22 protein-coding genes are annotated in these 24217 nt (G+C 65.0%); 18 read left to right on the top strand and 4 right to left on the bottom strand.

Annotated elements, in window-relative coordinates:
- The first annotated feature begins 131 nt into the window (after positions 1–131).
- The 5 genes from IVB24_RS03710 to IVB24_RS03690 all read left to right on the top strand — a co-directional run bounded on the left by IVB24_RS03710 (position 132) and on the right by IVB24_RS03690 (position 3934).
- Positions 132–896, top strand: a complete 765-nt coding sequence (locus IVB24_RS03710; protein ID WP_247772083.1) for an alpha/beta fold hydrolase — start codon at positions 132–134, stop codon at positions 894–896.
- A 20-nt stretch (positions 897–916) separates the two neighbouring features.
- Entirely contained in the window at positions 917–1255 is a 339-nt protein-coding gene (locus tag IVB24_RS03705; protein ID WP_247772082.1) for a hypothetical protein, read from the top strand.
- A 171-nt stretch (positions 1256–1426) separates the two neighbouring features.
- The gene (locus IVB24_RS03700; protein ID WP_247772081.1) at positions 1427–2098 is read left to right on the top strand and encodes a dienelactone hydrolase family protein; all 672 of its coding nucleotides are present in this window, start codon (positions 1427–1429) and stop codon (positions 2096–2098) included.
- Positions 2099–2191: 93 nt separating this feature from the next.
- Positions 2192–2674 carry a hypothetical protein gene (locus IVB24_RS03695; RefSeq protein ID WP_247772080.1) on the top strand — a complete coding sequence of 161 codons (483 nt, stop codon included), beginning with the start codon at positions 2192–2194 and terminating at the stop codon, positions 2672–2674.
- Positions 2675–2815: 141 nt separating this feature from the next.
- Positions 2816–3934: an acyltransferase gene (locus tag IVB24_RS03690; RefSeq protein WP_247772079.1), complete on the top strand. Its 1119-nt coding sequence runs from the start codon at positions 2816–2818 to the stop codon at positions 3932–3934.
- Positions 3935–3996: 62 nt separating this feature from the next.
- On the opposite strand, the gene IVB24_RS03685 is transcribed toward IVB24_RS03690, so the two are convergent.
- The 3 genes from IVB24_RS03685 to IVB24_RS03675 form a co-directional block, all read right to left on the bottom strand.
- Positions 3997–4743: a polysaccharide biosynthesis/export family protein gene (locus IVB24_RS03685; protein WP_247772078.1), complete on the bottom strand. Its 747-nt coding sequence runs from the start codon at positions 4741–4743 to the stop codon at positions 3997–3999.
- Positions 4744–4959: 216 nt separating this feature from the next.
- Positions 4960–5616 carry a peptide-methionine (S)-S-oxide reductase MsrA gene (msrA, locus tag IVB24_RS03680; RefSeq protein WP_247772077.1) on the bottom strand — a complete coding sequence of 219 codons (657 nt, stop codon included), beginning with the start codon at positions 5614–5616 and terminating at the stop codon, positions 4960–4962.
- A 175-nt stretch (positions 5617–5791) separates the two neighbouring features.
- Positions 5792–6109, bottom strand: a complete 318-nt coding sequence (locus tag IVB24_RS03675; RefSeq protein WP_028133689.1) for a hypothetical protein — start codon at positions 6107–6109, stop codon at positions 5792–5794.
- Between the two features lie 404 nt (positions 6110–6513).
- Between IVB24_RS03675 and rpsT the strand changes: the two genes are divergently transcribed.
- The 13 genes from rpsT to IVB24_RS03615 all read left to right on the top strand — a co-directional run bounded on the left by rpsT (position 6514) and on the right by IVB24_RS03615 (position 22988).
- The gene (rpsT, locus tag IVB24_RS03670; RefSeq protein ID WP_094976146.1) at positions 6514–6780 is read left to right on the top strand and encodes a 30S ribosomal protein S20; all 267 of its coding nucleotides are present in this window, start codon (positions 6514–6516) and stop codon (positions 6778–6780) included.
- A gap of 1217 nt (positions 6781–7997) precedes the next feature.
- Positions 7998–9407, top strand: a complete 1410-nt coding sequence (gene dnaA / locus IVB24_RS03665; RefSeq protein ID WP_094976145.1) for a chromosomal replication initiator protein DnaA — start codon at positions 7998–8000, stop codon at positions 9405–9407.
- 133 nt (positions 9408–9540) lie between these two features.
- Complete coding sequence (locus IVB24_RS40000) at positions 9541–9669, top strand: hypothetical protein (protein ID WP_256471559.1); 129 nt, start codon at positions 9541–9543, stop codon at positions 9667–9669.
- Between the two features lie 4 nt (positions 9670–9673).
- Positions 9674–10792: a DNA polymerase III subunit beta gene (dnaN, locus tag IVB24_RS03660; protein ID WP_094976144.1), complete on the top strand. Its 1119-nt coding sequence runs from the start codon at positions 9674–9676 to the stop codon at positions 10790–10792.
- A 124-nt stretch (positions 10793–10916) separates the two neighbouring features.
- Entirely contained in the window at positions 10917–12053 is a 1137-nt protein-coding gene (gene recF / locus IVB24_RS03655; protein WP_140481682.1) for a DNA replication/repair protein RecF, read from the top strand.
- A 109-nt stretch (positions 12054–12162) separates the two neighbouring features.
- Positions 12163–12906 carry a hypothetical protein gene (locus IVB24_RS03650; RefSeq protein ID WP_247772076.1) on the top strand — a complete coding sequence of 248 codons (744 nt, stop codon included), beginning with the start codon at positions 12163–12165 and terminating at the stop codon, positions 12904–12906.
- A gap of 139 nt (positions 12907–13045) precedes the next feature.
- Positions 13046–15199 carry a hypothetical protein gene (locus IVB24_RS03645; RefSeq protein WP_247772075.1) on the top strand — a complete coding sequence of 718 codons (2154 nt, stop codon included), beginning with the start codon at positions 13046–13048 and terminating at the stop codon, positions 15197–15199.
- Positions 15200–15628: 429 nt separating this feature from the next.
- Complete coding sequence (gyrB, locus tag IVB24_RS03640; RefSeq protein ID WP_166467691.1) at positions 15629–18064, top strand: DNA topoisomerase (ATP-hydrolyzing) subunit B; 2436 nt, start codon at positions 15629–15631, stop codon at positions 18062–18064.
- 273 nt (positions 18065–18337) lie between these two features.
- Positions 18338–18805 carry a hypothetical protein gene (locus tag IVB24_RS03635; protein ID WP_247772074.1) on the top strand — a complete coding sequence of 156 codons (468 nt, stop codon included), beginning with the start codon at positions 18338–18340 and terminating at the stop codon, positions 18803–18805.
- A 133-nt stretch (positions 18806–18938) separates the two neighbouring features.
- Positions 18939–20234, top strand: a complete 1296-nt coding sequence (gene murA, locus IVB24_RS03630) for a UDP-N-acetylglucosamine 1-carboxyvinyltransferase (protein WP_094976139.1) — start codon at positions 18939–18941, stop codon at positions 20232–20234.
- A gap of 228 nt (positions 20235–20462) precedes the next feature.
- Positions 20463–21857 carry an MATE family efflux transporter gene (locus IVB24_RS03625; RefSeq protein WP_247772073.1) on the top strand — a complete coding sequence of 465 codons (1395 nt, stop codon included), beginning with the start codon at positions 20463–20465 and terminating at the stop codon, positions 21855–21857.
- On the top strand, positions 21854–22354 hold the full coding sequence (locus IVB24_RS03620) for a DUF2867 domain-containing protein (RefSeq protein ID WP_247772072.1): 501 nt from the start codon (positions 21854–21856) through the stop codon (positions 22352–22354). The genes IVB24_RS03625 and IVB24_RS03620 overlap by 4 nt, the downstream gene beginning before the upstream one ends.
- On the top strand, positions 22338–22988 hold the full coding sequence (locus IVB24_RS03615; protein ID WP_247772071.1) for a 2-hydroxychromene-2-carboxylate isomerase: 651 nt from the start codon (positions 22338–22340) through the stop codon (positions 22986–22988). Before IVB24_RS03620 ends, IVB24_RS03615 begins: the two co-directional genes overlap by 17 nt.
- 1 nt (position 22989) lies before the next feature.
- Here the strand turns inward: IVB24_RS03615 and IVB24_RS03610 are convergent, their stop codons facing one another.
- Positions 22990–24105, bottom strand: coding sequence for an FUSC family protein (locus tag IVB24_RS03610; RefSeq protein WP_247772070.1), 1116 nt, complete (start codon positions 24103–24105; stop codon positions 22990–22992).
- Positions 24106–24217: the final 112 nt, after the last annotated feature.

Here is a 24217-nt window from a genome sequence, read left to right as displayed (position 1 = left end):
GTAACTTAGCGGGCTAGACTGAGACCAAGTGAGGTGAAGCCATTGCGAGGCGCTTACCTTCCCTCCTCTCGGGAGAGGTGAACCGCGGACGCCGGCCGTCACCGGGATGAAAAACGAAAGAGGCGGAAGCAATGCCAAGGATCGATCGGGACGGTGTCGGGATCTATTACGAAGTTCACGGCAACGGGCCGCCGCTGCTGCTCACCCATGGCTATTCCTCGACCTCGGCGATGTGGCACGGGCAAATCGACGCGCTCGCAAAGGACCATCAGCTGATCCTGTGGGACATGCGCGGCCACGGCCAGTCCGATTATCCCGATGATCCCAACGCCTACAGCGAAGCGCTGACGGTCGGCGACATGGCGGCGATCCTCGATGCCGTCGGCGCCGAGCGTGCCATCATCGGTGGTCTCTCGCTCGGCGGCTACATGTCGCTGGCGTTCTATCGCGCCTATCCGGAACGCGCCCGCGCGCTGCTGATCATCGACACCGGCCCCGGCTTCAAGAAGGACGACGCGCGCGAGGCCTGGAATGCGCGGGCGCTCGGCACCGCCGACAGGCTCGATCGCGAAGGTCTCGACATGCTGAAATCGGCGACGCGCGAGCGCGCCACTGCCAGTCATCGCGACGCCAGGGGATTGGCGCTGGCTGCGCGCGGCATGCTGACCCAGCGGGATGCGCGCGTGATCGAGCTGTTGCCCGACATCAAGGTACCCAGCCTGATCGTGGTCGGCGCCGACGACACCCCGTTCCTCGCCGCGTCCGATTACATGGCGGCAAAAATCCCGGGCGCACAAAAGGTCGTGATCCCCGCGGCCGGCCACGCCGTCAACATCGATCAGCCCAAGGCTTTTGTTGACGCGGTCGAGCCTTTCCTGAAGAACTTGCCGGCATAGGCAATCAGGGACGCGAGACCATGATGCGAGCGATCTTCGCGACGGGCGCAATGGCGGCGCTGTTGTCGGCAGCGCAGGCCGAACCCTTCGGGGCGGTGCCGGCGCGCCAGCCCTTCGTCACGACCTTGTCGAACAACATTCCGCTCGCCTTCGGCATGGATGCCGAGCAGACCGCCCGTGCCCTCAGGCAACCCCTGCACTATGTACGCGGACGCCCCGGCAACGAGATCTATCTCGCCCTGCGCAGCGTCGGCGGCAGCGGCTTGATCCCGTACCGCCACCGCCTGTTCCTGCAATTCCGTCACGGACGGCTGGCAGGATGGAAGGAGGATTACGGCGAGAACTGGATGTGGGAGTGAGGCGCAGCTCTCACCCCTCATGGTGAGGAGGCGCGAAGCGCCGTCTCGAACCATGAAGGCCCCGCTGCTACACCTCGGCTTTCATCCTTCGAGACGCGCGCAAGAGCGCGCTCCTCAGGATGAGGGGAGAGAGCTGAAATTTCGGACGATCAACCAAGAAGGACAACCCGCGTGGGACAAGACATCAAGCTGACGGCCTCCGACAATTTCCAGCTCGGTGCCTATCGCGCCGATCCCGGTGGCACGCCGAAGGGCGCGGTGGTGGCGATCCAGGAGATCTTTGGCGTCAATCACCACATCCGCTCGGTCTGCGACCGCCTCGCCGGGGAAGGCTACGTGGCGATCGCGCCGTCGATCTTCGACCGCACCACGCCGGGCTTCCAGTCGGGCTATTCGCCCGATGAGATCGCCGAAGCGCGCAAGTTCGTCGCCAGCCCCGATTGGGCCGCGATGCTGCGCGACACCCAGGCCGCGATCGATGCGGTGAAGAGCGTGGGTCCGGTCGGCATCATCGGCTTTTGCCTGGGGGGCAGCATCGCCTTCGTCGCGGCGACGCGGCTGTCGGGACTGAAGGCTGCGATCGGCTATTACGGCGGCGCGGTCGTGCGCTTTGCCGAGGAGACACCGAAGGTGCCGACGCAACTGCATTTCGGCGAGAAGGATGCGGGCATCCCGCTGACCGACGTCGAGACCATCAAGTCGAAGCGGCCGGACGTCGAGGTGTTCGTCTATCCCGGCGCCCAGCACGGCTTCCATTGCGACGAACGCGCCAGCTACGACAAGGCCAGCGCCGACATCGCCTGGCCGCGCAGCATGGACTTTTTCGCGAAGCATCTGAAATAGGGCGCGGATCCCTCAGAGCAGAAATCGGGTGGCTGCATCCTGCCGCCCGGCGATAGAGCTGGCTGGTCAAGCCAACTTACGCCGGAGATCGCCATGCAGCAGGCCATCACGCACCTCGTCATCCGCAATCCGTTCGGAACCATGGATGTTCCCTCACCCGATGATTGCGAGGTGTTGGATTATGCCGCGACGGCCACGCTGCCCGGCGATGCCGCCGACGGCAACTCGGCGGCGTGGGCCGTGATCGCAGTGCCATCCGATCCGCTCGAAGGCCGCTGGGCGAGCCGCTGGAACGGCGGCGCCGATCCGACCATTGCCGGCGATACCCAGGATAAGTGGAAACAGGGGCGCGCGGAGATCCGCATCGCTGGGAGCCGGATCTACCTGCGCTTCGACTGGGACAACGGACGCCGGCACGGGCTGATCGACGCCGCGCGCGACGGCGCGGGACGCCTGATCGGAAAATACATCAACCTGACCACGCCGGCGATCACACGGCCATGGGTCGGGCGCGTGGTCGACGCTGATAGGATCGACGGATGCTTTCCGGACGGACGGCTGGATTTTCGAAGGTGAGTGGCTGGACAAGAGCGCCGCGTCTGAGGGGCCTGAGCTGATAAGTCGCGATGGTAAACCATGCTCAACCAAAACTTGATGGCAGAGTGTGCAATGGACCCCAAGCTGTGTAAGGTCTAACGCAGCTTTTGCGCGAGATCGGTGACCGTCAGCACGGAAATGTCTTCGAAGATGTTCAGCTTTGACCGGACGAAGAACGACACGTCGACGCTCCTCGATCTTCTCCGCGCGCTGGCAGCCCAGATGGTGTGCGTTGGACACGCCTGGAATTGGACTTTCGCGCAATTCGGCGGAGCCGAGCCGACGCTCGTCCCAGAGATCGGCGTTCTGTTGTTTTTTGTCCTCTCTGGTTTCGTGATAGCCTATACCCTTCACTACCGAACCAAGTCCGCCGGCTACTCTCTGTTGAACTATTGCGTCGAGCGCGTCGCACGCATCTATTCAGCTTACGCCCCGGCCCTCTTCCTCATCGCAGCGCTGGATTATGTCGCGTTCACGCTCGGCTTGCCGTCGTTTCAGCTCGACAGCCTGACCAGCTTCTTCAGGAACCTGCTGATGTTGCAGGGCTACCCGGGCGAGTGGGGCGGAGGGGCCTTCGGCTCGGCAGGCCAGCTGGGCACGCTCGCGATCGAGTTTCACATCTACTTCTTCGTCGGCGGCCTGTTCTTCCTGTGCAGGGGACGCAACCGAATTGCCGGCCTTTTGCTGGCGATCGCAGCTGGCGCCCTTCCGCTATTCCATTTTGCAGAGAGGCCGAACGCCTCGCACAGCCTTTTTGCGCTCTGGCTACTCGGCTTCGGCGGCTACTTCATCGCGATCAACATGAAGATCGATCGGCTTACGACCGTCGCCTGCGCAGTCTTGTCATTTTTTCTGTTCTGGCGGTGGCGCGTCGCGCATGTGCGGGGCGACGAATATGCGCTGGCGGCGCAACCTTACTTTGCGATGTGGTTCGTGAGCCTTGCGGTCGCCGCACAAGGGCAAAACTGGCTTCTGCGGGCCAGGCCTGTGGTCGAGTTCTTCGCCGGGTATTCGTACACCCTTTTTCTCGTCCACTATACCATCGTGAAGATCGTCGTGGGGCTTATGCCGTCCCCGCTATGGATGACGTTCACAACTGCGATCGTCATCTCGAATTTGGTTGCCTGGCTACTCGCTCGCGCCACAGAGGCGAACCACAAGCAGTTCGCGGGCTGGATCTTGCAGAGATTCGGCAGCTCCCAAACGCGCGCCGAGGAGTTGAAAGAGGCAACTCCCTAAGCGGACGGACACGCACGGTCGGCCACACCATTCGCGCGCATGCCCAACGGCGTTCGCGGGATCTAGAACCAGCGCTCGCCGACGAACACGGTGTCGCCGGGGTTCAAGGGGGTGCCGAGCGGCACCACGGCGCGCATGGAGCCGCCGTTCTCGGTGTGCGTGACGGTGACGACGTCGCGCTTGGCGCGCGGCGAGAAGCCGCCGGCGATCGCGACCGCGCTCTCGACCGTCATGTTCGGCACATAGGGATATTGGCCGGGCGCGGTGACTTCGCCGAGAATGAAGAAGGGGCGATAGGACTCGACCTCGACAGCGACCGATGGCTCGCGGATGTAGCCGTTGCGCAGCCGCGCGGCGATTTCACCGGCGAGCCCTGCCGGAGTGCGACCGCGTGCGGGCACTCCGCCGATCAGCGGCATCGTGATCGAACCACCGGCATCGATGGCGTAGCTGTTGGTGAGACCTTCCTGGCCGTAGACCACGACGCGAAGCTTGTCGCCGGCGTCGAGGTGATAGGAGGCATCGTAGCGTACGGGTGCCGCCATGGGGACGGCGTAGCCGACAGGCATCGGCGCAGGCGATGGAGCGAAGGAATTGGTCAGCGCGCCGATGGCGCCGCCGCCGTTGGCAATGACGACCGGCTGTGGAGCATTGTAGGGCTGGCCATAGGCCATGGAGTCGAGATCGGCGCGCGGCTGCATCATCGCGTCGGGACCGGCGGTCTGCATGCAGCCGCCAAGTGTCAGCGCGGCGGACGCTGCCAGTGACGCTGCCAAGATCGACCATCGAAACGCGCGTGCAACCGGCACCGGACCAAATCCCTCGAAACGAGACGGGTTAAGTGATGCACCGGTTATGGTTAACAAAGCGTTGAGGGGGGCGCGGGCGCGACGAAACGGACGCGACGGCGGCCCCACACTCCATCATGCCCGCGCTTGTCCCGGGCATCCACGATCGTCTCTTGCGGCACCAAGAACGTGGATGGCCGGGACAAGCCCGGCCATGACGAGTCTGCAGCTACTTACTTACGCGCTCACACCGGCGCCGATCGGGCAGGACACGCCGGTGCCGCCGAGGCCGCAATAGCCGGCGGGATTCTTCGCCAGATATTGCTGATGGTAATCCTCCGCGAAAAAGAATTCGCCTGCCGGCGCGATCTCGGTGGTGATGGCGCCGAGGCCCTTGGCTGTGAGCGCCTTCTGATAGAGCGCCTTCGACTCGTCAGCCGCCTTCTTCTGCGCGTCGCTAAACGTATAGATCGCGCTTCGGTACTGCGTCCCGACGTCGTTGCCCTGGCGCATGCCTTGCGTCGGGTTGTGGCTCTCCCAGAACGTCTTCAACAATGTCTCGTAGGAGACCTTCCTCGGATCGAACACGACAAGCACCACTTCGGTGTGGCCGGTGCGGCCCGAGCAGGTCTCTTCATAGGTCGGGTTCGGCGTGTGACCACCGGCATAGCCGACGGCGGTGGTGTAGATGCCGTCGCGGAGCTGCCAGAACTTGCGCTCGGCGCCCCAGAAGCAGCCGAGCCCGAACACCGCCTGCTCGAAACCGGCGGGATAAGGCGGCTGCAGCTTGCGGCCGTTGACGAAATGGGTGGTCGCGGTCGGAATCGCTTGCGCACGGCCGGGCAGCGCCTCGGCTGCGCTCGGCAATGCGGTGGTCTTGCGCATGAACAGCATGATCGGATCTCCGCGAAACGAGCTCTCCGTCGCCTGAGCCAGATGCTCGGGCGGCGTGCTCGCGATCAGGTGGGAATATAGGGATCTACGCTGGCGTGGGCAGCCTTGTTACGCCGCACGCCTCGCGATCGATCCCGGCGGGAATTGAAGATCAATCCCGGCGGGAATTGATAGCTCAATCCCGGGAATAGCCGATCAGCGGTTTCCGCGGGCGGAACAGGATCATCAGCAGGATGCCGAGAATGCCGAGGACGGCGAAGACCGGCTGATCCAGCAGCAGGCGGATCACCGAGGTCCAGAGCCAGGGCGCCTTGGCCTCGACCCAGGTGCGGAATGCCGATTGGCTGGCCTGATTGATGTCGTTCCAGAATTGGCCGAACCGGGTGAATCTGAGGGTCTGGTCGGCCACCCAGCGGGCGCCGTCATAGACCATGAAGATGAACCCGCCGGCGAGCAGCAACAGCCCAATCAGTCGGAAAAAGCCGCGGATCATGCCTCACCCTATATGGTCGTCCGATCGGAGAAGCCGACAAAACGCCGCCAGCCAATAGCCGGGAGACGGCATAAATTCAACCTCTTCAGGGCGTTACGACGCCCCTTGGAGAGCCCCCGAGGCCGCTTTTCCAGCCGGGAAAGCGTTGACGGTGCCGAAGACCCTCTCTATAAGGGCGCCAACTGGCGGCGGGCGCAATCCTGCCGCCGCTGTTCTTTGAGCAGTTGCAGGCGCCTTGAGCTTAGAGGCTCTTTGGGCCTCAGAGACAGCCGCAAGGCTGTCGCTCATGTTCCGGGGACAGCCCAGCAACCGAACACCCTAAATCCGAGCGTCGATTACGCGGTCAAGCAAGCCGGCGCTACCCGACCAAGACGCGACCGGTACCCGCAAAGGATATTGAGACCATGGCCAATACCACCTCCGCCAAGAAAGCGACGCGCAAGATCGCCCGCCGCACCGCCGTCAACAAGTCGCGCCGCACCCAGATGCGCGGTGCCGTGCGTAACGTCGAAGAAGCCATCGCGACCGGCGACCGCTCCGCTGCCGTGAAGGCGCTGGCGAATGCCGAGCCCGCCCTGATGCGCGCCGCCCAGCGCAACATCATTCACAAGAACAACGCCAGCCGCAAAGTCTCGCGGCTCACCGCGCAGATCGCCAAGCTCGCCAAGTAAGATCGTCAAGCAACGGCGACGGATTGATCGACGATCAATTCAACATCACACGCGTCAAACAGCCCGGCAGCGCGCCGGGCTTTTTTGTTGCCTGTCATGTTCGCGCACGCGTCACACCGCGGTCGACCCTCCGCCTGCGCTATGTTTCGTTCCGTAGTTCTACCTGCCGATGTTTTGCAACAGCGGAAACTTTCCGTGTGTCGCAAAAGCCCCTGCGGCGCGGGCTCGAATTGAATCCGCCGGCGACGAAAGTTCTACACACCGTAGATTCCCAGGTCCGCACATCGGTCGGGAGTTACCCTGTGAAATGAGACTCAAAAAACGATGTCTCGCTAATCACTTATCGGCATAGCGATCGCAAGCGTTTGGAAAATTCACCCGCGCGTCGGGGTGCATGACGAATTTGTTAAAAAATTTCGGCGGTGGCGGAGAATCGTCACATAGGGCGCGGCATCTTCGATTCTGTGCACGAATCCAGAAACTTGCTCCGAAGCCTGTGCACAAGTCGCGTGCGGCGTTAACCGACGTCAAGTTTTTTTGGAGGCTCAAGTGTGAATCAATTCGTTGCGAGTCTTTCCGCTTAGTGTATTCCTTAGGTGTCAGCGGCGCCCACGATCTTCAGACCAGCGCGGTTTAGGAAACGGGGCGAGCGTGCAAATCGGCGGCGGTGTGCACGTAGGCGACGCTTCAAAAAGCGAATGTCGGATCAAAAACCCATAGCAATATGGGAATGGTAGCTCTTTGTCTGAACGTCTCCAAGCGGGATCTTGCGATCCCAATCTCGCGAGGCGCACGGACATCGCAAAGTTACCCCGGCACGAGCGATGGCGAAGCCGAGCGGACGACTAGTACGACGGGCGGGACATTCGCGACGTGAGCGACTGTCTTTCACACGCAGGACCTTGCCGTGAGCGATCACGGCAGGACGGGGAGGTATCATGTCCTACGGATTCAACGCGGTATTGACACAAGTTCCATCGTTCAACGATGCCGTCTCCGATCCGTCCAGCGTTCAGCCTCCCACATGCGAAGGCGCGTCGAGTACGCGCTGACCTCGCGAACTCTCCTTCTCCGACATCGCTGATCTGACCGCGGCGCATCCGCCGAACGGTCGAGCTATGTCTGACGATGGACTCGCTTGAGGTCGCGCCGTGACCAGGGATCCCCTGCATGGCGCTCACAACGCAACCTTATCTCTCAAGAGAAGTTTTTTGACGATGACAATGGAACAGGATCGCTGGTCACGCGTGAAGAGCCGGCTGCGCTCGAACGTTGGCGAAGACGTCTACACGAGCTGGTTTGCGCGCATGGATCTGGAAGGCGTGCAGGATGAGAGCGTGCGGCTCTCGGTACCGACCCGGTTCCTGAAGAGCTGGATTCAGGCCCATTATGCCGAGCGCGTGCTGTCGTGCTGGCAGGCCGAGATGCCCGAAGTGCATCGCATCGACCTCACGGTACGTTCGGCCGTGCGCCCGGTGATGCAGCCGAAGGAAGCCCCCGCGCCGGTCGAGACGCGACGCATGCCCACGCCGGAGCTGCGCTCGACCGCAACCGCGCCGGTGTCGGCCAATCACGACGCCCTCGGCGGCTCGCCGCTCGATCCGCGCCTGACTTTCGCGAGCTTCGTCGTCGGCCGCTCCAACACGCTGGCGCATGCGGCTGCGCGTCAGGTCGCGGAAGGTCGCCGCGGCGATCCTGTCATGTTCAATCCGCTCTACATCCACGCCGGGGTCGGGCTCGGCAAGACCCATCTGCTGCAGGCGGTGACCTGGGCCGGCAATTCCGGCAACGAGCGCAAGGTGCTGTATCTCACCGCGGAAAAATTCATGTACGGCTTCGTCGCCGCGCTGAAGACGCAGACGGCGCTGGCCTTCAAGGAAGCGCTGCGCGGCATCGACGTGCTGGTGATCGACGATCTCCAGTTCCTGCAGGGCAAATCGACCCAGGCCGAGTTCTGTCACACGCTGAACGCGCTGATCGACGCCGGCCGCCAGGTCGTGATCGCGGCCGACCGGCCGCCGTCCGATCTCGAAAGCCTCGACGACCGCGTCCGCTCGCGGCTCGCCGGCGGCCTCGTGGTCGAGATGGGCTCGCTCGGCGAAGAGCTGCGCCACGGCATCCTCAAATCGCGCGTCGCAGCCGCCCGCGCCCATCATGCGACCTTCGAGGTGCCGGAGGAGGTGCTGCTCTATCTGGCGCGCACCATCACCCATAACGGCCGCGACCTCGAAGGCGCGATCAACCGCCTGCTGGCGCATTCCAAGCTCAACAACCGGCCGGTGACGCTGGAGATGGCGGAGCACGAGGTGCGCGACCTGGTCCGGCCGCAGGAGCCCAAGCGGATCAAGATCGAGGACATCCAGCGCGTGGTGGCGCGGCAGTATAATGTCAGCCGCTCCGACCTGCTCTCCTCGCGCCGCACCGCCAACGTGGTGCGCCCGCGCCAGGTAGCGATGTATCTCGCCAAGACGCTGACCCTGCGCTCGCTCCCAGAGATCGGCCGCCGCTTCGGCGGGCGCGACCACACCACGGTGCTGCACGCCGTGCGCAAGATCGAGGCCCTGGTCTCCAAGGACACCGCGCTGTCCGAGGAAGTGGAGTCGCTGAAGCGCCAGCTTCAGGAATAGAAGCCTAAGCTCCCGCCATTCTCCCGCCGTCCCGGCCACGCCTGGGGCGGTGGTTTTCTTTTGAGCGGTAAATCGTGGGAATCGTGCGGAACTGGTCCCCTATCCCTTGAATCCGGGGGCCATCCGAGCCACCTTGCGCGACCTTGGCGGCTTTGGTCATATCGGCTGGATGATCGGGCTTTCCGGGGTCTTCGGTGCCGTGGCGCGCGTCCCGCCGCCCGGCTTTTCCAACGCAGTGTTTTCTTTGGGATCGGGCGAGTAGTGCAATGAAGGTTACGGTCGAACGCGCGCAACTCCTGAAGTCGCTGGGCCATGTCCATCGCGTGGTCGAGCGCCGCAACACGATTCCGATCCTCGGCAACGTGCTGGTCCGGGCCGAGAACGCCAAATTGTCGCTGAAGGCGACCGACCTCGACCTCGAGGTGACCGAGACGCTGCCGGCGGAAACCGCGACCGCGGGCTCCACGACCGTGCCGGCGCACATGTTCTACGACATCGTGCGCAAGCTGCCGGACGGCTCGCAGATCGTGCTCGAAGCCGACGGCGATCGCGCGGTGCTGGCGATCCGCGCCGGCCGCTCGCGCTTCACGCTGCAGACCCTGCCGGAGAATGATTTCCCGGATCTGGCCGCCGGCGACATGTCGCATTCGTTCTCGCTCGCCGCCAAGGACGTCAAGCGGCTGATCGACCGCACCCAGTTCGCGATCTCCACCGAGGAGACCCGCTATTACCTCAACGGCATCTATCTGCACGCCGCCGGCACGCCCAAGGCCGCGACCTTGCGCGGCGTCGCCACCGACGGCCACCGCCTCGCCCAGCTCGATCTGGTGCAGCCAAAGGGCGCCGAGGGCATGCCCGGCGTGATCGTGCCGCGCAAGACCGTCGGCGAGGTGCAGCGCCTGATCGAGGACACCGACGCCGAGATGACGATCGAGCTGTCGCAGGCAAAAATCCGCTTCACGATCGGCAATGTCGTGCTGACCTCGAAACTGATCGACGGCACCTTCCCCGACTACGGCCGCGTCATCCCGCAGGGCAACGACAAAGAGCTCGTCGTCGACAAGAAGGACTTCGAGAACGCGGTCGACCGCGTCTCCACGATTTCGAGCGAGCGTGGCCGCGCGGTCAAGCTGTCGCTGTCGCCGGGCAAGCTGGTGCTGTCGGTGACCAATCCGGATTCCGGCAGCGCGACCGAAGAGCTGGAGGTCGAATACGCCTCCGACGCCCTCGATATCGGTTTCAACTCCCGCTACCTGCTCGACATCGCCTCCCAGATCGAAGGCGACGTCGCAACACTCCGGCTCGCCGATCCCGGTTCGCCGACCCTGGTGCAAGACCGCGACGACAAGAGCGCGCTATACGTGCTGATGCCGATGCGGGTGTGAGACCTACCGGCATCCATACCTGTCACTACATCGTCATGGCCGGGCTTGTCCCGGCCATCCACGTCTTCGGAGCCAAGAACGTGGATGCCCGGCACAAGGCCGGGCATGACGGAAAACGGATCTCATGACCCCCTCCCGCATTCATCGCCTGACGCTGACGCATTTTCGCAATTATCGGGCGGCGGGGCTCGAGACGGCGGCCGACATGGTGGCGCTGGTCGGTCCGAACGGAGCCGGCAAGACCAATTGCATCGAGGCGATCTCGTTCCTGTCACCGGGACGCGGCCTGCGGCGCGCGACGCTGGAAGACGTCGCCGACAACCAGGGCGACGGCTCCTGGGCGGTCTCGGCGCAAGTCGAAGGCGCGCTGGGGCTGGCGACGCTCGGCACCGGCATCGATGCGCCACGCGCTGACGCCGCCGTGAGCCGGCGCTGCCGCATCGACCGCGAGCCGGTGGGTTCGGCGGCCGCCTTCGGCGACCATATCCGCATGGTGTGGCTGACGCCGGCGATGGACGGGCTGTTCATGGGCGCAGGCTCGGAGCGGCGGCGCTTCTTCGACCGCCTGGTGCTGGCGATCGACAGCGAGCATTCCAGCCGCATCAACGCGCTGGAACGCTCGCTACGCTCACGCAACCGCCTGCTCGAAACCCGCAACTACGACGACCATTGGTGTGACGCGATCGAACGCGAGACCGCCGAGCTTGCAGTCGCGGTCGCGGCAACGCGCGGCCAGACCGCCGCGCGCCTCACCGGCATGCTCAATGCGCGCGCGCAGGCCTCCGCCTTTCCCTCGGCGCAGATCGCGCTCGACGGCTGGATGGAGAACGCGCTGCTGACGGAGACGGCGACGTCGGTCGAGGACCGCTATCGCCAGATCTTGCGCGACAACCGTCCGCGCGATGCCATCGCCGGCCGCACCACCGACGGCCCGCACCTCACCGATCTCCAGGTGATCTATGCGCCGAAAAGCATGCCCGCGCGCGATGCGTCCACGGGCGAGCAGAAGGCGCTGCTGATCGGGCTGGTGCTGGCGCATGCGAGCCTGGTCGCCGAGATGACCGGCATCGTGCCGCTGTTGCTGCTCGACGAGGTCGTCGCCCATCTCGATCCTAGCAGGCGCGCCGCGCTGTTCGACGAGCTGCGCAAGCTCGGCGCGCAAGTGTGGCTGACCGGCGCGGATCCGGCCGCCTTCACCGAGATCGGCGCTGGAGGCGAAGTCTTCGACGTCGAGAGCGGACAGGTCTCGTCCCGACGCTAGGCCTCCGGGTTGAACCCGACCGTTTCCGGCCGCGACTAGCTGCTTGAGGCTGCAAGATGCGGCCATCGCGCGGGATTTCAGCCATGCGCGACATCCTTGGAGCATGAGCATGGCGACGGTGGGGCGTGGAGCGCAAGCTCCGGCACGATGGCAACTCATTGCGTGCGGCCTCGCGCTCTTCGGAAGCTGCCTGCTCGCGGCAAGCGCCGGCGCCTTCGTATCGAACCTGCCGCCGCTGTTCTCGGCCGCGCTCACGCTGGACCCTGCTGCCAGGCTGCCTGCGCCGACCCGCTACAGCTATCGCGGAATCCACACCACGGTGATGCCCGGCATCGAAGCTCCGCTCCGGACCAGGCTTGAAGCCCGCGTGCCCGCAACGCTCGGTGACGTCCTGACTTTTTATCGCAGCGAGCTTCGAAAACTCGGTTGGCAGGAACGGCAGGAAGACGCGGTGGTCACCGCCGATCACGCGCGCCTCGCCTTCGTCTCCCCGATCGGGCCGGCAGCGCTGCAGCTCGACCGCGATGGCGGCAGCACCTCGGTGCATCTCGTGCAGAAGAATTCGGATGTCGCGACACGCGCGAACGTGCTGCCTGAACCAGGCAAAGCGAAGCTGGTGTTCAGCAACATCGGCGAGAACGAGGCCGTGCTCACGATCAACGAGCGGACCATCCCGCGCCTCGCCGGAGCCAACGCCGTCGCGCTGGACCTCATGCCCGGCAAATATTCCTACGAACTGAGCGCGCGTGGCCGTCCAACCACCACGAACACGCTCGCCGTCGCGGCCGGCGATACCTGGGAGCTCGCGGTCGGGCGCGACGGAGCGGTGTGGCCGCCGCTCCAGCTGTATTGAGCTCCACCTTCTGTTCGCCCGCGCCGCCTGTTGAACCTGCCCGGTTCCTGCCGCGACTTCTGGTCTGAGGCCGCGCCGATGGTGCCGCAGCCTGCAATTGCGCGGGCATGACGCCGCGCCAAATCCAGGAGTTCTGACGATGCCGATGATCCGGCGCGGGGCGCAAGCCCCGGCAAGATGGCTGCTCCTTGCCTGCGGCATTCTCGCGATGGCGAGCACGTCCCGTCACGCGAGCGCGGCAGACGACGGCATCGTCGACGTCCGTACCCTGCCGCGGCCGGACGGCGCGGTGGAGGACACCTCGCGGGCGGACACTCATCGTGTGACATACGCCCTGCCGGGCGGGGTTGCCGCCGCGTCGGAGACCACCAAGAAGCTGCTGAGCGCGGAGGGCTGGGTGCCCTATGTGTACCCGCTGGACGAGAACAGCTCCGCGCTGGTCTTCAAGAAGGGGCGGCAGGGGCTCCGTGCCTCCTTCACTCAGACCCGCGGCCAATCCGCCGTGTCCTACACGCCGAACCGGATCTATTCCAACGTGCCGTTTCCGGACGGCGCGACCGAGCTCGTGTTCGACGAGACCCGGCCCTATCTCGGCTGCATCGCGCCCGGCGCGCTGGATGCGACCTCCGATTTCTTCGGGAGCGAGATGGCCGCCATGGGATGGCGCAGGCTCACGGCCGAGACGGCGTCACGCTGGCCGAACGCCGATCTCGGCGAGACCGTCCCGAACGGCGTGCGCGCCTTCTACGACCATCCCGGCGGCGACACGACGCAGTTCTACAAGCAGAAGCCGGTGATGCTGACCCTGATGCGCCGCGACGACGGCCGCACCAATGTCGAGATCCGGGTGGCGCCGTTCGCGCTGCCCCAAGAGCTCGAGGCCGACGATGACATGGCCGGCCTGCCGCGCCCCAAGCCGACCAAGTCTGCGCGGGGCCTCGGCGGCGCGAGCTCCAACAAGCGCGAGATGTCGGCGGCCGCGATGGCCGAGCTGCCCGCGGTGCTCGCCTTCTATCGTCGCGAGCTCGCCGCGCGCGGCTGGCAGGAGGATGGCAAGGGACCGCTCGCGCCCAGCGACGATGTCGCGATCAATATCTCCTCGGTGGAAGAGACCGGCGTGCTGCGGCTCGGCCGCAAGTATGATTTCACCATGATCAGCCTGACCGCGCAGGTGAAGGAATCAGCGCTTGCCGCCCGCGCCAAGGCGAAGAAGGAGGCCGATGCGAGGTTCCTCGGCGATGCCTTGGGTGCTGCCCAGCAGCTCATTGCTGCCGATGAGGCCAGGCGCAAGACGCAGGCGACTTCCCTGTCCGATGCGCCGCTCAATGTGCTCGCCGACAGCAAGACACCGGTGCCGCTGCCCGACAACGCCGAGGACATAAAATTCGAGGGCGGCGATGGCCGGCTGGAATTCTCCTCGGCGTCGAGCGTGAAGGCGCTCAGCACCTTCTACCGTGCAACGCTGAAAGGCTCGGGCTGGAAGGAGCAGCCCTCCGTCATCAACCAGCCCAACATGGCGGTGATGAAATTCGCCAAGGGCGGCAAGTCGATCTCGATGACCGTGATGCAGATGGGGCCGAAGGTGAATGTCCGCGCCGACGGATCTGGCCTGGTGACGGAAGCAGCCAAGCCTGCGGCCGCTGCGGAGGAAGTGCAGGCCAAATCCTCCGGGCCGCTCCAGCCCGATGCTGAGTCTCAACTGCCCGTGCCGACGCAGCGTTCGTCGAAATCTTATGCCACCACAAAGGTACCCGGCGGCGAGGCACCGCTGCGCCGGGAGCTGACAGCCAGCATCCCCGCGCCGCTCCCGGACGTCCTCTCGTTCTACCGTGCCGAGTTGTCCAAGCTCGGCTGGCAGGAGAAGGCCGGCGGCGCGACCGCGTCGGCAGAACGCGCGCAGCTCGACTTCACCTCGCCGCAAGGCCCGGCTGTGCTCACACTCGGCCGTACCAAAGGCGAGACCACGGTCAATCTGGCGCAGAAGAATCCGGATGTCGCTGTCAAGGCCGACATCATGCCGAAGGAGGGACTAGCGAGGGTCATGCTTGGCAATATGGGATCGAGCGAGGCCTCGCTGACGATCAACAAGCAGACCGTCAAGATCGCTGCCGGGGCCGGCGGCCCGCGATCGCCGAAAGGCCCGATGCTCGATCTGCCTCCCGGCAAGTACCAGTACGCGCTGCGCATGCCCGGGCAGCCCGCCCGCACCGAAGCACTGACTGTCGCAGCGGGCGAGGCCTGGGGCCTTTTGGTCGGCCCAAGCGGCGACGTGCTGCCGCTGCAGATGTATTGAGGCTGCTGCGCTCCTGCTCTCTCTGCATCGTCATGGCCGGGCTTGTCCCGCCTGCGCGGCCGAAGCCGCTTCGGCGAGGCGAAGGCCCGGCCATCCACGTTCTTCGGTCCGCATGGCAACGGTCACTATGCCCGAGACAAGCCCGGGCATAGTGAAGGCATGCGCGTGCCTCAAAAGGCGCCTCGGAACACTCTCCCGAGCCCGCAAAAACCACGCCGTTCAGCGCCGGAACACGCCTTCGAATCGGGCTTTTTGCAGCCCCCGAAATCAGCCGTCAGAAGCCTTGAAAACCGGCCAGAAAACCCCATCTAGTCAAAGGGTTGACGGAAGATACTTTGCGCTAGGCGCAAGCCCTCTTTCGTGGCACAAATAGCTCGCAAATCAGCGCCTTTTGCGCAGCTGATTCGGGCGACATCTCGAAGGCCTCTCATGACAGAACCTGCTCGGCAGACGCCTGCCGAAAACGAGCCCTCAAATCCAAGCGATTACGGGGCGGAATCGATCCGCGTGCTCAAGGGTCTCGATGCCGTCCGCAAGCGCCCGGGCATGTATATCGGCGACACCGACGACGGCTCGGGCCTGCACCACATGGTCTACGAGGTCGTCGACAACGCGATCGACGAAGCGCTGGCGGGCCACGCCACGCGCGTTGACGTCGTGCTCAATGCCGACAATTCCGTCACCGTGCGCGACGACGGCCGCGGCATTCCCGTCGACATCCACAAGGGCGAAGGCATCTCGGCGGCCGAAGTCATCATGACCCAGCTCCACGCCGGCGGAAAGTTCGACCAGAACTCCTACAAGGTCTCCGGCGGTCTGCACGGCGTCGGCGTCTCCGTCGTCAACGCACTGTCGAGCAAGCTTGGCTTGCGGATCTGGCGCGACAACAAGGAGCACTACATCGAGTTCGCCCATGGCGATGCGGTCGCGCCGCTCAAGGTGGTCGGCGATGCGCCCGGCAGGCGCGGCACCGAGGTGACGTTCCAGGCCTCGACCGAGACTTTCAAGAACATCGAGTATGATTTCGCCACGCTCGAGCACCGGCTGCGCGAGCTCGCCTTCCTCAATTCCGGCGTCAACATCGCGCTCTCCGACATGCGACACGCGGTCGAGAAGCGCGAGGAGATGCACTATTCCGGCGGCGTCGAGGAGTTCGTCAAATATCTCGACCGCAACAAGAAGGCGATCGTGCCTGCGCCGATCATGGTGCGCGCCGAGGCTAACGGCATCGGCGTCGAGGCTGCGCTGTGGTGGAACGACAGCTACCACGAGAACGTGCTGTGCTTCACCAACAACATCCCGCAACGCGACGGCGGCACCCATCTGGCCGGCTTCCGCGGCGCGCTGACGCGCCAGGTCAACGGCTATGCCGAGGCCCATGCCAAGAAGGAAAAGATCGCGCTGACCGGCGACGACTGCCGCGAAGGCCTCACGGCCGTGCTGTCGGTGAAGGTGCCGGACCCCAAGTTTTCGTCGCAAACCAAGGACAAGCTGGTGTCCTCGGAAGTGCGCCCCGTGGTCGAGAACGTCCTCAACGAGGCGCTGCAGGCCTGGTTCGAGGAGCATCCGAGCGAAGCCAAGATGATCGTCGGCAAGGTGATCCAGGCGGCCGCGGCGCGTGAAGCTGCGCGAAAGGCGCGCGAGCTGACGCGCAAGAGCCCGCTCTCGGTCTCCTCGCTGCCCGGCAAGCTTGCGGACTGCCAGGAAAAGGACCCGGCGAAATCCGAGCTCTTCATCGTCGAGGGTGACTCGGCCGGCGGCAGCGCCAAGCAGGGCCGCAACCGCGAATTCCAGGCCGTCTTGCCGCTCCGCGGCAAGATCTTGAACGTCGAGCGTGTCCGCCCCGACAAGATGCTGGGCAGCGAGCAGATCGGCACGCTGATCACCGCGCTCGGGACCGGCATCAGCGACGAATTCTCGATCGAAAAGCTGCGCTATCACAAGATCATCGTGATGACGGACGCCGACGTCGACGGCGCCCACATCCGCACGCTGCTGCTGACCTTCTTCTACCGGCAGATGCGCGAGATCATCGACGGCGGCTATCTCTATATCGCCCAGCCGCCGCTCTATAAGGTCAACCGCGGCAAGTCCGAGCAATATCTGAAGGACGAGCGGGCGCTGGAAGATTATCTGATCGATACCGGGCTGGACGATTGCCTCTATATTCCCGGTACCGGCGGCGATCGCACCGGACGCGACCTGCGTTCGCTGATTGACGACGCCCGCGCCGTCCGCGGCATCCTGCGCAGTCTGCACACCCGCTACAATCGCAAGGTGATCGAGCAGGCCGCCATCACCGGCGTGCTCAACAAGGCGATCTACGGCGACCCGGAGAAAGCCGCCGCGGCCGCGCAATATATCGCCGCCCGCCTGGACACACTCGCCGACGAGGTCGAGCGCGGCTGGGTCGGCCAATACGTCGAAGGCCAAGGCTTCCAGTTCGAGCGCACCGTGCGCGGCGTCAAGGAAGCCGCCCTCATCGACGACGCCTTCTTAGGATCGATCGAAGCCCGCAAGCTCGACGAATACACCGTGAAGCTCCAGGACGTTTATGCCCGCCCGGGCAAGCTGCGCCGCAAGGACACCGAGCACATGGTCTACGGCCCAGTCGATCTGTTCGAAGCGGTCACCGACGCCGGCCGCAAGGGCGTCACGCTGCAGCGCTACAAAGGTCTGGGTGAGATGAACCCGGAGCAGCTCTGGGAGACGACGCTGGACACCAATGCACGCTCGCTGCTGCAGGTGAAGGTCAAGGAGGTCGACGAGGCCGACGACATCTTTACCAAGCTGATGGGCGACGTGGTCGAGCCGCGCCGCGACTTCATCCAGGAACATTCGCTGAGCGCGACGATCGACATCTGAGGGCTCGCTGCTTTCGCAGCGTCATGGCCGGGCATAGCCGTCCAGAGGACGGCGTCGCTTATGCTCGCCTATGTCCCGGCCCTCCACGTCTCAACTGCGGCAGAAAGAACGTGGATGCCCGGGCCTTCGCCTCGCCGAAGCGACTTCGGCCGCGTAGGCGGGACAAGCCCGGGCAAGACGATCAATCCTGGCTCCCCTGAACCTCACCACCCGTCATCGCGACGAAACCGCATGAACCCAGCAGCCCCTTTTCCGGCCGGGAAGCGCCACGTCATGACCGCCTCTGCAACGACCAACCCTGTCCTTCCCTCCCGCCGGCTCGGCGTGATCGGGAGCATCGTCGGCGTGCTGGCGCTGATCGCGGCCGTGTTGCCGCATTGGGTGACACCTGCGATCTACCCGCCACCGCCGGCGGACAAAGTGATTGTCGACACCGGTCACCGCCTCAAGGATCGCCTGATCGCGCGGGTCAAGGGCGTCGAATATCAGGCGCCGCCGCGTGAGAAATCGACGGGAAGCCAGTTGAGGGAGACCTCCTCGATCGGCGCGATCTCGCTCGGCCTGCTCGCCATCCTGTTCTCGGTTCTTGCCCTCGTGTTTCGCGAAGAGAGGCTCCTGGCCGGCGTGGCAGCCGCGCTGGGGACCGGCGCCATCGCCATCGAGATCTCCTTCCTGGCCATGGGCGTGCTGATGCTGATCGTGATCCTTTATGTGGTGGCGAATATCATCGGCCTGTTCTAAACGCCGGCCCAAAAAAGGGCTTCTTCGGCCGCAGAGTGGCCTTCCGCCGCAACAAGTGTGGAATTGCTCCCCTGCTCGATTCTCTGTAGTTTCCGCCCGAAACAGCCCACCCATCAGGACAGCGAGACTCCATTTGGCGCCCATCCAATACATCGTCGAGGGCGGTCACCGGCTCTCGGGCTCGATCGAGCCGTCCGGCAACAAGAATTCCGCGCTGCCGATCATCGCCGCGGCGCTGCTCACCGAGCATCCGGTGACGCTGGAGAACGTGCCGCGGATCCGCGACACCGAGACGCTGGTCGAGCTGATCCGCTCGGTCGGTGCCTCCGCGGAATGGACCGGACGCAACACGCTCCACATCCATGCCAAGAGCATCCGTGCCGCCGATCTCGACCCCGAGCTGTGCGTGCGTATCCGCGCCTCGATCCTGCTCGCAGGCCCCCTGCTCGCGCGCTGCGGCGAAGTGATGCTGCCACCGCCCGGGGGCGACGTCATCGGCCGCCGCCGGCTCGACACGCATGTGCTGGCGCTGGAGCAGTTGGGGGCCAAGGTCACCGCGACCGACCGGCTCGAATTCCGCGCACCCAGGCTTGCCGGCGCGGACGTGTTCCTGGACGAGCCAAGCGTCACCGCGACGGAGAACGCGCTGGTGGCGGCGGTTGCCGCCGACGGCGTCACCTATTTGCGCAACGCGGCCTCCGAGCCGCATGTGCAGGATCTCGCCAATTTCCTGGTCGCGCTCGGTGCGAAGATCGAGGGCATCGGAACCAACACCATGATCATTCATGGGCCGGCAACGCTGGGAGAAGCGACCTATCGGATCCAGCCCGACCACATCGAGGTCGGCTCGCTGATCGGGCTTGCCGCCGTGACGCGTTCTCCCTTGCGCATCACCCGCGCCGGCGTCGAGCATCTGCGCTCGATCCGCATGGGGTTCGAGCGGCTCGGCATCGTCTGCCGCGTCGAGGGCGACGACCTGATCGTGCCGTCGAACCAGACGCTGAAGATCCAGGACGATTTCGGCGGCCACGTGCCGAAGCTGGAGGATCAGCCCTGGCCCGCCTTCCCGGCCGATCTGATGTCGATCGCGATCGTCACCGCCACGCAATGCGAGGGCGTGATCCTGATGTTCGAGAAAATGTTCGAATCCAGGATGTTCTTCGTCGACAAGCTGATCGCGATGGGCGCGCGCATCGTGCTGTGCGACCCGCACCGCGCGATCATCGCAGGCCCCAGCCGCCTGCATGGCGCGACCATGACCTCGCCCGACATCCGCGCCGGCATGGCGATGCTGTTGGCCGCCGTGTGCGCCCAGGGCACTTCCACCATCAACAACGCCGACCAGATCGAACGCGGCTATGAACGCATCGAGGAACGGCTGAACGCACTGGGCGCGAAGATCAAGCGCGTGCCGGAACGGAAGGGCTGAGGCATTTTCTCCCTTCTGCCTTACGGCAGAAAGTGATGCGAAGCGCCTAGTATCGTAGGGTGGGCAAAGCGAAGCGTGCCCACGCCTCTGTAGCAATATTGGAGAGATGGTGGGCACGGCGCAAGTGCGCCTTTGCCCACCCTACGAGACCGAGCTCGCGGATAGAGCACCTCACCCCTCGTTCTCACGGGCCATGTTTTCGTCGCGCGGCCGTGCTATTGACCCGCCATGCTCGACACCGTGCAACATCAATCGCAGCCGCAAGCCGGCGTGCCGCCAAATCATCTCGCCGAAGAGTTCGTCGAGACGCTGCGGCTGGCTGTGCCGATGATGCTGACCCAGCTCGGCCAGATCGCGATGATCACGACCGATCTGGCGATGATCGGTCATCTCGGCGAGAATGCAGTCGCCGCGGCGGCGCTGGCGCACACGGTCTATTTCGTCAGCTTCACCTTCGGGCTCGGGCTGGTGACCGCAGTATCGCCGCTGGCCGCACAGGCGTTTGGCGCGGGCGACGTCAAACGGCTTCGTCACGCCTTGCGCGTCGGCCTGTGGGTCTCGTTCCTGATCTCGCTGCCGATGATGGCTTCGCCACTCTACGGCGAAAGGATCCTGCTTGCGCTCGGCCAGGCACCGCAGTCGGCCGCGTTCGCCCAGCGCTATCTGAACGGGCTGGCCTGGGGCATCGCGCCGGCGCTCGGCTTCATCGCGCTGCGCAGCATGATGAGCGCAGTGAACCGACCGCAGGCGCCGCTGTGGATCACGCTGGCGGCGATCCCGGTCAACGCCGTGCTGGTCTATGCCTTGATCCACGGCCTGTTCGGCCTGCCGGAGCTCGGCCTGTTCGGTGCAGGGCTTGCGACCACGCTCGTCAACCTCGGCACCTTTCTCGCTGCGCTGGCCATCGCCGCATGGCGAAAGCCTTTTGCCGATTACCAGCCGCTTGCGCGGCTGTGGCGGATCGACTGGCCCCTGATGCGGCAGCTCATCGCGATCGGAGCACCGATCTCGTTCTCCCTTCTGCTGGAATACGGCTTGTTCTCGTCGGCCGCACTGCTGATGGGATTGATCTCGACGACGGCGCTCGCCGCGCACCAGATCGCGCTCCAGGTCACGGCCGTGCTTTTCATGGTCCCGCTCGGCATCGGCATGGCCGCCACGGTGCGGGTCGGCCACGCATTCGGCCGCAACGACCCGGCCGCGGTGCGGCGTGCAGGCCTCGTCGCAGCCCTGCTTGGGATCACGTTCGTTTCCGCGCTGACCGTCGCCATCATCTTCGGCCGCTACGAGCTCGGGCGGCTGTTTTTTGGCCGCGGCGAGACCGGTGCGGCAACGGTCGAGCTGACCGCGACGCTGCTGCTGGTTGGCGCCACTTTCTTCATTGCCGATGCGCTCCAGACCATCATGGGCGGGGCCCTGCGCGGCATCAATGACACCAGGATGACGCTGGTGTTCGCCGCGATCGGCTATTGGTGCGTCGGCTTTCCCATCGCCTGGTGGCTCGCTTTCCAAGCCGATCTCGGCGCAGTCGGCGTCTGGATCGGACTGTCGATCGGCTCGTTCGTCTATGCCGGCTTGTTGATCTTGCGCTTCCGGATACTGACGCGCAGAGTGGCGGCATGATCGGGACAGTCCACGAAGTCACGCCTGATGTCGATGCCGGCACGGTGCTGGCAGGTGCGCAGTTCATCGACGCGTTCCGTGTCGGGATTGGCGCAGCGGCTGTGAACGCGCGCGAGGCCTGCACGAGGATGGTTCTGCACGGGCCGCGCTGGATCGACGTGCTGATACGCCTGCGCAATATCCTGGTGAGCCCGCTCGGGCTGAAGACATCGGGCGAAGGCGCGCCGGCCCCGGGCGGGCTGATCGGCCTGTTTCCGGTGCTGAACGAGACGCCGGCGCGGCTGGTCGCCGGTTTTGACGATTCTCACCTCGACTTTCGCATCGTGGTCGATGTCGCGGGCACCGCGGCGGACCGCCAGGTGACCTCGACCACGCTGGTGCGGACGCATAATCTTCTGGGCCGTACCTACCTCGCCCTCATCATGCCCTTTCACAAGCTCGTCGTCCGCGCCATGATGCGGCGGATCGCGGAGCCGGCCGATGACCCTGTCAGTTGATCTTTTCTTCTCCTTCCGCAGCCCGTTCAGTTATCTGGCGCTGCCAAAGACGCTCAAGCTCGTCAAAGAGTATGATCTCGCGGTGAACCTGCGGCCGGTCTATCCGCTCGCGGTGCGCGTGCCCGGCTTCTTCAAGAAGGCCAATCCGCAATTCGCGCGATATGTCGTGCTGGACTCTCGCCGCGTCGCAGAGCACGAGGGCATTGCATTCCGGTTTCCCCGCCCCGATCCGATCGTGCAGGACATGACGACGCTCGATGTCGCGGCCGAGCAGCCCTACATCCACCGCCTCACCCGCCTCGGCGCCTTGGCGCAGCTCGAAGGACGCTCGCTCGCATTCACCGACGCGATCGCGCGCGTGCTGTGGGACGGCTCGGTGGCGGGCTGGAACGAAGGCGATCACCTCGCGCGCGCCGCCGAGAGCGCGGGCTTTGATCTCGCCGCGATGGACGCCGCAATCACCGCGGATCCGGATCGCTACGAGCAAGTGATCACGGACAACGAAAAGGACCACGCCGCCTCAGGTCATTGGGGCGTGCCGACTTTCGTGTTCGAGAACGAGCCGTTCTTCGGCCAGGACCGCATCGATCTGCTGGTGTGGCGCATGCAGGGCAAGGGACTGACGAAGCGGTAGCTTACTCCGCCACACGCACCGACTTGCCCGCCGCGGCCTCCGACCATTCGCCGACGACGCGGTCGAGATCGCAGAGATTTTGGTGCATCTGCTCCAGCGAGAAGCCGATGGCGAAGAAACGCTCGGCGGTGTCGCCGGAATGGCCGCGGATCAGGCCATCCTGGCGCACCGCGGCGACCGCCTCGGCGTAATGCTGAAGCGCGACGTGGACGGGATGGATCGGCGGCGCGCCGGCGCCTTGCCGCATGGCCGCCGCGGCCAATCGCAGGAAATGCGCGATCGCGGTCGAGACTTCCGTCAGCGGCGCTGCGAGCCGGGTCTGCACCTCGATCGGCAGCGGCACCACGGTGGCACGGCCGATCATCACGACGTCATGGCGCAGGCGCAGGACCGTGCGCAGCAGCGGACCGGTGTCGGGTCCACCCGACAGACGCGCGGCCCGCTCGCGCTCGGCTTCGGCGCCGATCGCATTGAGCCCGACCATCGCTGTGCCGATGCCGTCCTGGATCCGGTGCAGCGCGTCGTTGTCGCGGCCGCGGGTGAGGCCGGCGAGCAACTCGGTAAACGCATCGGCAATCAGCTCGAGCAGGCCGGCCGCGCTGGCGCGGATCTGCCGCACCGCGCGCGAGGGCAGCACCAGGAACGAGACCAGCAGCCCTGTGACGGCGCCGACCCCGACCTCGCTGACGCGGTCGATCGCCGAAGCCATGGGATCGGAATGATGCATGGTCGGAACCAGCAACACGATGACGGCGGTGACCGTCGCCGCGCTGAGGCTCGGATTGATCGCGGCGATGAAGGCGAGCGGGGCGACCGAGAGCACCAGCAGGCCGAGAAGCCCGGCTTCGCTCGAATAGGGGATCAGGATCGCGATGGCGCCGCCATAGATGGCACCTCCGATGGTGCCGAGCAAATAGTCGCGCGTCGCCTTGAGCGAGCGGCCGACGCTCATCTGGGTCACGATCAGCGAGGTCAGGACGGCCCAGAGCGGCAGCAGCAGATGCAGCGCGGTGGCCAGTGCATAGGCCGCGGTCGCGGCCACCGTGACCCGGATCGCCAATCCCAGTTGCGTCCGCCGCGACCTGATCCGGTCGAACAGCTGTTTTGCAAGTGCCATCGTCTGAGGTCTCGATTCTTTCAAAGCCACGCTTTCTGGAGCCGGGCAAAAGCATGGCTGATGCCCGCGGCCGCAAGGCCGCTTGAAAGGCCAAATCAGCCCGCCTAACTTG

It is taken from the genome of Bradyrhizobium sp. 192 (assembly GCF_023100965.1).
Classification (GTDB): Bacteria; Pseudomonadota; Alphaproteobacteria; order Rhizobiales; family Xanthobacteraceae; genus Bradyrhizobium; species Bradyrhizobium symbiodeficiens.
The sequence above is the reverse complement of the archived record's forward strand: the minus strand, read 5'-3'. Positions and strand labels throughout refer to the sequence as shown.